Source organism: Pseudopedobacter saltans DSM 12145 (genome assembly GCF_000190735.1).
Classification (GTDB): domain Bacteria; phylum Bacteroidota; class Bacteroidia; order Sphingobacteriales; family Sphingobacteriaceae; genus Pseudopedobacter; species Pseudopedobacter saltans.
The window spans coordinates 633,938-646,639 of sequence record NC_015177.1; the positions used below are offsets into that span (position 1 = coordinate 633,938).

Below are 12,702 nucleotides of genomic sequence, written 5' to 3' on the forward strand. Positions count from 1 at the left end.
AAAACAAAGTTGGTGCTATCAATAGTATCTTAGAAATTTTCCTCATTAACCATTGGATGGTTCGAAACTAATTTTCCAGTTTATCCCAAATTTATCCGTAACAATCCCATAATAAGATCCCCAGAATGTTTCATTTATAGGTAATATGATTTTTCCATCAATAGAAAGACTTTGGAATAACCTTTCGGCTTCCTCCTTTACGTCTGTGTTAATTGATAACGAGAAATTACTGCTTGAAACGTTCCCTTTAAATACTTCTGCATTGTCGGAACCCATTAATATTGTTTCATCACTAATAGGAAGCGATACATGCATAATCTTATCGTCTCTATCCGAAAATATTCCACGTTGTGCCTCTGGAACATCTTTATAACGTCCGATGTACTTAAACTCGCACTTGAAGACTGATTTGTAAAAGTTAAAAGCTTCTTCGCAATTACCATCGAAATACAAATAGGGGTTTACTATGGTCATAAAACTAATTTAGTTTATTTAATTCATAAAGATAACACGTGATGCGTGTAAATAAAAAAATCCGTTCCTTAATTTAAAGGAACGGATTTAAGACATTATTAAATCAATCGTTTCAGTTTAACAATTGATAACTAACAAACTACTACCTATTTGTATAAAGCAGCTTTTTGTTCTTTAACAGTATCGCTGGTGATATAATCATCATAAGACATCAATTTATCCAATACACCGTTTGGAGTAATTTCGATGATACGTGTCGCAACAGTTTCAGTTAATTCGTGGTCACGGGAAGTGAATAACAATACACCTTTAAAATCTTTTAAACCATTGTTTAGCGCGGTAATAGATTCCAGGTCTAAGTGGTTGGTAGGTTCGTCTAACATAATCAGGTTAGGACTTTCCAACATGATTTTAGAGAACATACAACGCATTTTCTCACCTCCGGAAAGTACCGAACATTTTTTCAGAACCTCTTCGCCAGAGAATAGCATTCTACCCAAAAAACCACGGATAAAGGTTTCGTCTTTATCAGTTTTAGAATATGGACGTAACCAGTCAACCAAATTGTCTTCAACGCCGGCAAAATATTCATAATTATCATTAGGGATATATCCCGGAACGATAGTAACACCCCATTTGAATTCACCCGTAAAATCTTTGTCTCTGCCAGAAAGAATCTCGTAAAGTGCGGTAGTAGCCAAAGAGTTATTAGATAAGAAAGTTACCTTATCACCTTTATTAATGCTGAAAGTAAGGTTCTTAAATAAAACTTCGCCATTTAAAGTTTTAGACAAGTTTTCAACATGTAAAACCTGGTCACCAACCTCTCTAACCATTTGGTTAAACATAATACCCGGATACTTACGGCTGGAAGCTTTAATCTCTTCAACATTAATCTTATCCAAAGCTTTTTTACGGCTGGTTGCCTGTTTAGATTTAGAAGCATTTGCAGAGAAACGACGGATAAATTCTTGTAATTCCTTAATTTTATCCTCCATTTTCTTATTCTGATCTGATCTTTGTTTCAATGCTAATTGAGAAGACTCGTACCAGAAAGTATAGTTACCGGTAAAGATATTCATCTTACCAAAATCGATATCTACAATGTGTGTACAAACAGCATCCAGGAAGTGACGGTCGTGGGAAACTACCAATACGATATTCTGATAATCCGCAAGGAAATTCTCTAACCATGCGATGGTATCAATATCAAGGTCGTTGGTAGGCTCATCCAGAATAAGGATATCCGGATTACCGAATAAAGCCTGAGCTAATAATACCCTTACTTTTTCGTTACCATCCAATTCCTCCATCAATTTGTAATGCTTATCTTCCTTAATGCCCAGGTTACTTAATAAAGTAGCCGCGTCGTTTTCAGCATTCCATCCATCCATTTCTGCGAAAAGATTTTCCAGTTCACCAGCCCTAAGACCATCTTCTTCAGAAAAATCCTCTTTCATATAGATAGCGTCTTTCTCTTTCATGATAGCATAAAGCTCCTGATGACCCTGTAATACGGTATCGATAACCGTAAATCCGTCAAAAGCAGAGTGGTTCTGATTTAAAACTGCTTTACGTTCTCCCGGCGTATAGCTAACGCTACCAGTAGTAGGATCAACGTCGCCAGTTAATATCTTAAGAAAGGTAGATTTACCTGCACCATTTGCGCCAATGATACCGTAACAGTTACCTTGCGTAAATTTTAAATTGACATCCTCAAATAAAGTACGTTTACCAAAACGTAGGGATAAATTAGATACTGTAATCATGGCGCAAAGGTACGGTTTATCTTTCTAAAATTAATGTGCTGCAAAGCTCAAAAACTAATTATTATCAGCGGAATGAACATTTTCGGATAGCTCTTTTTTCCTGTTTAAACCCATAAGCGCAGGTGTGAAAAATGAGAGTATCCCGACTAAAACAATAAGTAAGCCGAGTATAATAAATGTAAGGTTTACCCCAATAGTGTCCGCGACGAATCCAGTACTTAGCAAACCAATTACCGAAGGGATAATAGCAAAACTGAAGTACATGGAAAACACCCTACCCATCATATCCGGTCGTATTTGTTCCTGCAAAACAGTCATAAAGCTGGCCTGATATATAGATGCAGCAAGCCCGCCCAAAGTTGTTAATCCAACGAAAGTTACAAAAGCACTTGCAGATATCCAACCCGAAAAGGCTAACGTAGCTCCTAATATAATATGCATGCAATTGATGAGGACCACTTTAGAAGTCGAAGGTTTCCATAAGCCTAAAATTCCACCGCCGATAAGCATGCCCACGCCCCAAACAATTTCAATAAGGCTCATTTCAAACTTACCACCTCCAAAATGATTTAAAGTAAGCAAGGGAAACATCACAGCAACAGGCATAATACAAAACGTTGCAATAATAGAATACAGGAAAAGCCAGGACAGGCCTTTGTTCCTTAATATCTCGTGAAAACCAAGACGGATATCTTGCCAAACCTGGTTGAAGCTTGTTTTGCTCTTTTCTGCTAATTGAGGATTGGGGATCACAACAAATAGCAAGGCGACAATTGCCACGATAGCCCCGATAATATCCAATAGCAACACATTACCTATAGAAAACCAGCTGATAGCCAATGCACCCAAGGCAGGCCCTGCAATGCTTGATGCTGATTGTATCGTCTGATTGATGCCCGCGATACGCAGCAGCTCCGATTCGGGTGCAAGCATAGGGATTGCAGCTTGCATAGCAGGCATATGGAATGCCGAACCTACAGACCGTAAAGCTAGTATAACATAAATCAATATCAGACTTTCGTAGCCCATGTAAAAACTGATAGACATAAATAAAGTACATATGGCTACAAACGCATCGGCAAAAATCATTGTCTTTTTTCTATCCCAACGGTCTATAAAAACACCCGCAATAGGGCCGATAATTGCTTGAGGAAGTAAGCTGGCCATTGCCGAATAGGCAAGAACCTCGGCAGAACCCGTCTTTAAGCTTAACCAGATTACCACAGCAAAATTGACAGCCGAAGTACTGATTAATGAGATAAATTGTCCAATCCATATAATGGCAAATTTCTTTTTCCAGGAATCTTTCATAAAAATAAATAATACAAAGCCAAAGGCATTTGTGTCAGTAAAAAATAGTGTTAATCAGACTAAAAAAGTCTTAAAGAAGAATAAGTACCATTAAATAGTACTTGCTTTAGGCAACATACCTGTCACGATAAGTGAAGATGCTATGTTTTTGATATGCTATCCACATAGATTGTTGTGATTAGGAATCGCAAAGCTACAAATTTTACTTTGTATGTAAAAAGTATCTAAAAAGTTTTTGTTGTTCCTAAAATTTCTTTGTAAAGTTTCTAGTTTGAAGCTTACAGAATTATCGTGTTGGCAATGTTCTCTTATAGGCAATATAGTCACTAATCGGCGGAGCGATTCCCAATTGTTTAAAATCTGTAGCAACTTGCGCTCTATGATATGTAGAATGGTTGATAACATGTAAGAGAATATCCTCTATACTATTGTGAAAACTGTCTCCCGTAGATGTCTGATATGTGATGATGTTTTCTAAATCTGTATTATCATCATTAACAATCAACAAAGATTTTCGGTAGTTTTCCTCATTTATAGATCTCAGCGAATGATTCGGATTAATCTGAAATCTGTCGAAAGATGATTGGTTTAACAAACGCGAATTCCAAATCTGATGAGCGTTTAGTATGTGGTTTATAAGCGTACTTAATCTTTCAGTCATTAAATCAGCATGCTCTAAATATAATCTGATAAACATGTGGTTCATTTGGAAATTATACTCCAATAATTCCGCAAGCTTGTTTTTTAATTTAGACAGTTTATCCATTATCGTTTTAGAAATAAGTTTTTTTAAAATTACTAAGAGTATGATATAAATAGATTGATTTATTGAGAAATTTTTTGTGGATAGTCTTGATTGGATTCGAAACTGTCTAATACAAGTTTTGTAATGCTCCTTTCGCAGTTCCTATTAATAGTACGGCCAGTGGCATTATAAGATTTGGAGCTAAAATCAGATAAATCTTTGTGCACAAACAATCAACGGGCAAACCCCAAGCAATCCAATGTGCTGTAGAAAGCGACATAAAGCACCAACGAACACACATATCCGGATTGCGCTAATTAAAGATTTATCCAGATGGAGCGACAAAGATTATACGCCTTGATTTTTTTGGTCGCTTTTTGTATCAAAGACAAAATGCTTCAGCATTCTTGAGAGCCTTATTAATAATATACTATATCGAAAAAAAGGACTAGGTCAGCCGCCGGCTATGAGGCGGACTGACTTTCATTCTTCGTATAGGCATTCTACTAATATCATTGACACTGATATTCTTTTTTCTTTTTTGAAAAAGAAACAAAAACATTTTCTTCTTATGGCCTTAGCTCTATCCTCACGCTCAGGGAAAAATGACATCGCACCAACTTTTCCCAAAGGGTGCCAGTAAACTTTATCTACTGATATATGCTAAAAGCTGCAGAGACAACAGGGTACTGAAAGGAATCCCGCTCCTTTGGTAAAAGAGGCTCGGTTATGCCATTTGTTCTAAACAGCAACCATTTTTAGGATTGGACATTGCAAACTTATACTTTCTTTGATAGTACGGCCGGTGGCATTATAAGATTTGGAGCTAAAATCAGATAAATCTTTGTTCACAAACAATAAATAAGTAAACCCCAAGCAATCCAATATGCTGTAGAAAGCAACATAAAGTATCAACGAACACACATATCCGGATTGCGCCAATTAAAGATTTATTTGGATGGAGCGACAAAGATTATACGCCAAGGCAGGTTTGGTCGCTTTTTGTATCAAAGACAAAATGCTTCAGCATTCTTGAGAGCCTTATTAATAATATACTATATCGAAAAAAAGGACTAGGCCAGCCGCCGGCTATGAGGCGGACTAACTTTCATTCTTCGTATAGGCATTCTACTAATATTATTGACACTGATATTCCTTTTTTCTTTTTTGAAAAAGAAACACCTAGCCTGCGGCAGGCAGGAAAACATTTTCTTTTTATGGCCTTAGCTCTATCCTCACGCTCAGGGAAAAATGTCATCGCACCAACTTTCCTTTGCCACTCTGCTTTTTGAAAAGAATCTACCCAATTGAGCAAAGAAAAGAGGCTCGGTTGTGCGATTTGTTCTAAACAGTAACCATTTTTAGGGTTGGACATTGCAAACTTATACTTTCTTCGATAGTACGGCCAGTGGCATTATAAGATTTGGAGCTAAAATCAGATAAATCTTTGTGCACAAACAATCAACGGGCAAACCCCAAGCAATCCAATGTGCTGTAGAAAGCGACATAAAGCACCAACGAACACACATATCCGGATTGCGCTAATGAAAGATTTATCCAGATGGAGCGACAAAGATTATACGCCTTGATTTTTTTGGTCGCTTTTTGTATCAAGACAAAAAGGACTAGGTCAGCCGCCGGCTATGAGGCGGACTAACTTTCATTCTTCGTATAGGCATTCTACTAATATCATTGACACTGATATTCTTTTTTCTTTTTTGAAAAAGAAACAAAAACATTTTCTTCTTATGGCCTTAGCTCTATCCTCACGCTCAGGGAAAAATGACATCGCACCAACTTTTCCCAAAGGGTGCCAGTAAACTTTATCTACTGCTATATGCTAAAAGCTGCAGAGACAACAGGGTACTGAAAGGAATCCCGCTCCTTTGGTAAAAGAGGCTCGGTTATGCCATTTGTTCTAAACAGCAACCATTTTTAGGATTGGACATTGCAAACTTATACTTTCTTTGATAGTACGGCCGGTGGCATTATAAGATTTGGAGCTAAAATCAGATAAATCTTTGTTCACAAACAATAAATAAGTAAACCCCAAGCAATCCAATATGCTGTAGAAAGCAACATAAAGTATCAACGAACACACATATCCGGATTGCGCCAATTAAAGATTTATTTGGATGGAGCGACAAAGATTATACGCCTTGATTTTTTGGATACTTTTGTATCAAAGACAAAATGCTTCAGCATTCTTGAAGGCCATATAGAAATATAAAGACTTTCTGAAAAAAGTATCTAGGCCAGTCGCCGGCTATGAGGCGGACTAACCTTCACTCTCTGCTTAAGCTTTACTAATACATCATTCCTCATCAAAAACAATAACCATCACACTTAAGAGGCAAACTAACATTCAAACCCTCAATTCTAATACCTTAAGAATAACAAATAAATTTAACACCTCCGAAAATAGTTATTACCTTTGCGAAGCATTTGGTTTCTGTATCCTTTGATACAGAATTAAAAGGGAATCCGGTGAAAATCCAGAACTGTCCCGCAGCTGTAAGCTTCATTAACCAAAAGCCCATTCAACATTACCACTATTCCGAAACTCGGAACGGGAAGGTAGGGCTCGAGGGAAGTAAGTCAGAAGACCTGCCATTGCATTTTGATATTCACAGCTTTCGGGGTTTGAAGCTAGAATAGACATTTTGTCTTATGCAGTCCTATATAAATATAATAATAGATAGGTTTGCGCTTGCCTCAGTAGCTGTGTATGTACGCAGCGAAATGATTAGATCTTTAAAAAGAGTACTTTCTGTTCAATTTATTTTAGTCACGATATGGGCATTGCCTAGCTATGCGCTATCAGAAAAAAAGATAGGAGGAGAGGGAATTGCGGATACTACCAAGGTGTATTTTTTAGAAGAAGTACAAGTAAAAGCTTTAAAGCAATCCAGGATACTGGTTTCACCAGTACCGATGCAGATACTTTCGGCTTCCGATTTACAAAGAATTAATACCTTTTCCATTGCAGATGCCGTAAGATATCTTTCAGGTGTACAATTAAAAGACTATGGGGGTGTCGGTGGATTAAGAACTATCAACGTCCGAAGTCTGGGCGCAAACCACACGGCAGTATTTTACGACGGATTACAGTTAACAAATGCACAAAACGGACAGGTTGACCTGGGCAAATTCTCTACCGATAATATAGAAGAAATATCTTTATACAATGGTCAAAACCCTCAATTACTGCAACCAGCTGCAGCCTATGCAACGGCGAATGTATTGTATCTAAAAAGTAAAGAGCCTGTTTTCGAAAATGATAACAAATACAATGCTTCTATAGCTTTAAAGACGGGTTCCTTTGGTTTGTTAAATCCAGCCACTTCATTAGATTATCGATGGAATAATAATATTAGCTCACGATTAAGTGCAGAATACTTGTATGCCGACGGAAAGTATAAATTTACGCGAAGCAACGGCAATAGCGATACTACGGCAATAAGACAAAATGGAGATATCGAGGCATTAAGGATAGAGTATGGTACTTACGGAAAAATCAATGCCGGATCGTGGCGGGCTCAGATATTCCATTATCAGTCAGAAAGAGGGTTGCCAAGAGCAACAGTAGCTAACAAATTTGATGCGACACAAAGGCTTTGGGATAATAATACATTTGTGCAGACTGGCCTTGAAAAAAGCTTAAATAAGCATTATTCATTTGCAATAAATACAAAATACGCTTACGATTATCAGCGTTATCTGGATCCGGAGATTGTTACATCAACCGGATTATTAGATAATAAATATCATCAGAAAGAATTTTACCTCTCCCTTTCCAATAGCTATAAATTAACAGCCTTTTGGAATATAGCATTAGCTACAGATTATAGATACAATAAGCTTGATGCAAACTTGTATCACTTTGCCTACCCCGTTAGAAATGTGTTTTTAGCAGCATTATCTAATAATATCTACTTCCAAAGGTTTAATGGGCAGATAAGTTTATTAAGTACTACAGTAGATGAGAATGTGAAGTATTACGAATCACTAAAGAATCAGCAGAGGTATACACCCACTTTTATGTTTAGCTGGCAGCCCGTAAAACATGCAGATAGTTTTCGTTTAAGAGGATTCTATAAGTCAATATTCAGGATGCCAACCTTTAACGACCTCTATTATACTTTCGTAGGAAATACTTTCCTAAAGCCAGAATTTGCAAAACAATACGATCTGGGGATTACCTATGGCAAGTCAGATGAGCAGAGTTTCATAAATAGGATAGAACTGCAGGTAGACGCATATTACAATAAAGTTAAAGACAAAATTGTAGCGGTGCCAAGCCTAAACCTGTTTAGGTGGACCATGTTAAATCTCAACAGAGTAGATATAAGAGGAGTGGATCTAAACGTAAAACTTTCCAAAGATCTAAACACTAAATCGTATCTGGATATGGGACTGGTTTATACCTATCAGCAAGCATTAAATGTAACAAACGGAGTAAGCGATGGACAAATTCCCTATGCCCCTAAACATAGCGGTTCATTTATAGCATCTTGGATTTATGATAAGTCCTCATTAAATTATAGTTATATCTATACAGGTGAAAGATATAGTCAGACAGCTAATATCCCGGTAAACTATATCCAATCCTGGTATATCCATAATATTTCCATACAACACAAGTTCAAAATAGAGAAGCATGCAACGCTAACCATACGAGGGGAAGTAAACAATTTATTCAATCAATATTACGATGTAATCGAGAATTTTCCTATGCCGGGGCGTTCGTATCGGTTAGCCGTTTATTATAAATTATAATACATGAAAAAAAATCAAATAATCTTGGCGTTGACTTCACTGTTAGTTCTGGGTTTACAATCCTGTCGAAAAGAAAAAATGCCCCTGAAAGAAGAAGTGGAACAGATCTTTAAAGGCGATGCGAATGCATCTCCTAAAGGCATGTATATTCTGAACGAAGGGAATATGAACTCTAATAAAGCCTCTTTGGACTTTGTAGATTTTACAACCGGAATTTATAAAAGAAACTTTTATGGGACGGTAAATCCGGAAATATCCTTAGGACTGGGTGATGTTGGAAATGATATTACCATATATGGTTCTAAAATGTATGTGGTTGTCAATATATCAAACAAAGTAGAAGTATTAGATGCCAAAACCGGTAAAAAGATAAAGCATATAGATCTTCTAAATGGCAGATATGTTATTTCCCACAAAGGAAAAGTTTATGTAAGCGCTTATTTGGGGAAAGTTGGAGATCCTCAGTCTCCCAAAGGTATTGTGGCCGAAATAGATACAACGTCATTGAGCATCACAAGAAAAGTAGAAGTAGGCCGGCAGCCAGAGGAAATGGCAATTATCGAAGATAGATTATATGTTGCCAACTCGGGAGGATACAGCCCTTCGGATTATGAAAATACTGTTTCTGTCGTCGATCTTAATACGTTTGCAGAAACTAAAAGAATAGAAGTTGCAATTAACCTTCAAAGGCTAAAAGCGGATGCTTACGGAGATTTATATGTCTCTTCCAGGGGGGATTATTACAGCATTCAGGCAAAGTTGTTTGTTATAGACACCAGGACAGACCAGATTAAAAAAACTTTTGATATTGGCGTAAGTGATATGGTTATCCATGGAGATAAAGCTTATGTCTGCGGAACAGAATGGAGTTATATCAAAGGTGAAAATATAATCACCTACAATACTATAAATGTAAAAGATGAAACCTTATTAAATAAATCTTTTATAACAGATGGTACAGATTCTAAGATCATAATGCCATATGGTATAACAATTAATCCGCAAACAGGAGACATTTTTATTGCCGATGCTAAAGACTATTTAAATCCGGGTAAAATTTATTGTTTTAACGCAAATGGTCAATTTAAATGGTCTGCAGTTACAGGAGATATTCCAAGATATTTTGCCTTTCTATACTAATTAAATATTAAATATAAGATTCAGATGAAAATCAAAAGCAATTCAAAAAAATCAAGCAGATTATTAGTAACTCTAACACTTATATTGGGGTTCTTAATAACTTCTTGTAGCAAAAATGACGATCTCAAGCCTTCAGAAGAAAATAACTGGTCGCTGACATTAAGTTTAGGCGATGCAGTATCTTTAAAATCTTCGGTACCTTCAAATATCAGCTATACAAAAGGAGAGTGGAAAATAAATGGAGAACTGGTGTCTAACGAGGAAATTATCCAATTTAGAGAATATAAAGCGGGAACTTATGATATTGAGTTTACTGCGTATAACGATAAGAAGGTTTTTAGTAAAAAAGGAACGATAGAAGTAGAAAAATATGCAGTAGCCGCAACAACTGCAAATAGCATGTTTGCCACTCAGTTATTTGAATACACACCAGCTCCCGGACAGTTTATAAATAAAAGTCCTGGCGATTTGGCCAGTGCAAAATCGGTTTTAGGTGCTAAGAGCGGATTGGTAACATTAGGTGCTTTTGGAGGCGGTATTGTCTTAGGGTTTGAAAATCCGGTACTCAATAAAGCAGGGGACGATATTATTATTTATAGTAATGCTTTTGTGAACTTAGCCGAACCCGGCGTAGTATGGGTGATGGAAGATACAAATGGAAATGGAAAACCTGATGATATCTGGTATGAAATAAAAGGTAGCGAATTTGGCAAAGAAGGGTATAAACGCAATTACGCAGTTACTTATACCAAACCAGATCTGGAAACTGCAGAAATTCCCTGGAAAGACAATTTAGGAAATACCGGAACGGTAAAAACTAACAGCTTTCATAAGCAGTCATACTTTCCGCTTTGGTTAAACTCAAATGAATACACCGTAAGAGGAACTTTGTTGCCAAGCTCAAATATAAATTTCGGAGCACAGGTGATGAGCTTGCCTTTCGAAAAAGGTTATGCAGATAATTCTTCCGCAGGAAATGATAGGATTGATATAGCTGATGCTATGGACGAAAGTGGCAAAACGATTAAATTGAATAGTATTAAATTTATTAAAGTACAAACAGGTATTCTGGCAGATATGAAAGCCCTTGGCGAGCTATCTACAGAGATAAAAGGTGTCGAGGGATTGAACTTTTAAAAGAAATGGTTTAAAGAATACTATTATTCCTTCATTCTCCCGGATCATTCGGGAGAATGAAGGAATTTTTATCTGCCAATTACAGTTCCGTTAGGAATTACAGCATTTTTCTTAATCACCACAATTCCATCGCAAACGGTATATTCGTTATAATCCCCTGATTTTAAATGATTGCCACCAATAATGCGTACATCGTCTCCAATGCGGCTGTTTTTGTCAATAATTGCGTTCTCAATGTAGCATCTTTCTCCCACACCAACGGTTGGTTCCCGTCTTGTCTTAGCATTCTGCAATTCTTCCAGATCTTCATAATAATCACTACCCATCATGTAAGTAGCGCGTATTACCGAACCTACACCAATGCGTGATCTTACACCAATAACCGAACGGTCTATTTTATCGGCAGAAATAATACAACCGTCCGAAATAATAGCATTGTTTAGTGTTGTACCCGATATTTTTGAAGGTGGCAACATTCTGGGGCGAGTAAATATGGTGTTTCTGCCAAACAGGTTAAATTCAGGAAGATCATTAGTCAAACCGATATTAGCTTCAAAGAAAGAGGCGATTGTACCAATATCTGTCCAATAACCATCATATTGATAACTCAGTACCCGTATTTTATCTATAGAATCCGGAATGATTTCTTTACCAAAGTCCATCCCTTTATGTTCATTCAAAAGCTTATTCAATACACCTTTACTAAAAACATAGATACCCATAGACGCCAGATATTCTCTTCCCTGGCTTTTTAGCTCATCGCTAACTTCTGATTTCCAGTCGGGCAGTAAGTTGTCCGTTGGTTTTTCAATAAAAGAGGTAATAACATTGGTTTCGTCTGATTTTAGTATACCAAAGCCATTGGCATCTTTAGCAGAAACTGGGATAGTAGCAATAGTAAGGTCACCCTGGTTCTGGATATGAAAATCAACCAAAGCTGCAAAATCCATCTGATAAAGCTGATCTCCGGAAAGAACCAGTACATACTCATAGTCTACGCTTACTGTTTTCTTAATCGAGCGCCTAACGGCGTCGGCAGTTCCTTCAAACCACTTATCGCCTTCGTTAGTTTGCTCGGCAGCAAGAATATCTACAAAGCCCTTACTAAATATACTGAAATTGTAGGTGTTCTTGATATGCGAATTCAACGATGAAGAGTTGAATTGCGTCAGGACAAAGATTCGGTTAAAGCCGGAGTTCAGGCAGTTCGAAATAGGAATATCGACCAAACGATATTTTCCGGCGATAGGTACAGCAGGTTTAGAACGCTGATCTGTTAAAGGATAAAGACGTGTGCCTCTTCCTCCTCCTAATACAATAGAGACAACTTTAGGTAGCATATCCATA

General features: G+C 37.1%; 9 protein-coding genes and 1 riboswitch. Of the genes, 3 read left to right on the plus strand and 6 right to left on the minus strand.

Features of this window, described 5'->3' with window-relative positions; translation table 11 throughout:
* Window positions 1–45 precede the first annotated feature (45 nt).
* The 5 genes from PEDSA_RS02570 to PEDSA_RS02590 form a co-directional block, all read right to left on the minus strand.
* The gene (locus PEDSA_RS02570) at window positions 46–474 is read right to left on the minus strand and encodes a VOC family protein (RefSeq protein WP_013631592.1); all 429 of its coding nucleotides are present in this window, start codon (window positions 472–474) and stop codon (window positions 46–48) included.
* Window positions 475–620: 146 nt separating this feature from the next.
* A complete protein-coding gene (locus PEDSA_RS02575) occupies window positions 621–2,243 on the minus strand; it encodes an ABC-F family ATP-binding cassette domain-containing protein (RefSeq protein WP_013631593.1) in 1,623 nt (540 codons plus the stop codon).
* A 54-nt stretch (window positions 2,244–2,297) separates the two neighbouring features.
* The gene (locus PEDSA_RS02580; protein WP_013631594.1) at window positions 2,298–3,554 is read right to left on the minus strand and encodes an MFS transporter; all 1,257 of its coding nucleotides are present in this window, start codon (window positions 3,552–3,554) and stop codon (window positions 2,298–2,300) included.
* Between the two features lie 286 nt (window positions 3,555–3,840).
* Window positions 3,841–4,320 (minus strand): DinB family protein, encoded by a 480-nt coding sequence (locus tag PEDSA_RS02585; RefSeq protein WP_013631595.1) that lies wholly within the window; start codon window positions 4,318–4,320, stop codon window positions 3,841–3,843.
* 1,087 nt (window positions 4,321–5,407) lie between these two features.
* Complete coding sequence (locus PEDSA_RS02590) at window positions 5,408–5,674, minus strand: hypothetical protein (RefSeq protein ID WP_013631596.1); 267 nt, start codon at window positions 5,672–5,674, stop codon at window positions 5,408–5,410.
* A gap of 1,053 nt (window positions 5,675–6,727) precedes the next feature.
* A riboswitch (cobalamin riboswitch) is annotated at window positions 6,728–6,928 on the plus strand.
* A 113-nt stretch (window positions 6,929–7,041) separates the two neighbouring features.
* On the opposite strand from PEDSA_RS02590, the gene PEDSA_RS02595 reads away from it, so the two are divergent.
* From PEDSA_RS02595 to PEDSA_RS02605, 3 genes are read left to right on the plus strand one after another with little or no spacing between them, the layout of a single operon-like run.
* A complete protein-coding gene (locus tag PEDSA_RS02595) occupies window positions 7,042–9,078 on the plus strand; it encodes a TonB-dependent receptor plug domain-containing protein (protein WP_041537227.1) in 2,037 nt (678 codons plus the stop codon).
* 3 nt (window positions 9,079–9,081) lie between these two features.
* On the plus strand, window positions 9,082–10,218 hold the full coding sequence (locus PEDSA_RS02600; protein WP_013631598.1) for a YncE family protein: 1,137 nt from the start codon (window positions 9,082–9,084) through the stop codon (window positions 10,216–10,218).
* Between the two features lie 24 nt (window positions 10,219–10,242).
* On the plus strand, window positions 10,243–11,355 hold the full coding sequence (locus PEDSA_RS02605; RefSeq protein ID WP_013631599.1) for a cell surface protein: 1,113 nt from the start codon (window positions 10,243–10,245) through the stop codon (window positions 11,353–11,355).
* Between the two features lie 68 nt (window positions 11,356–11,423).
* On the opposite strand, the gene PEDSA_RS02610 is transcribed toward PEDSA_RS02605, so the two are convergent.
* Window positions 11,424–12,695: a glucose-1-phosphate adenylyltransferase gene (locus PEDSA_RS02610; protein ID WP_013631600.1), complete on the minus strand. Its 1,272-nt coding sequence runs from the start codon at window positions 12,693–12,695 to the stop codon at window positions 11,424–11,426.
* Window positions 12,696–12,702: the final 7 nt, after the last annotated feature.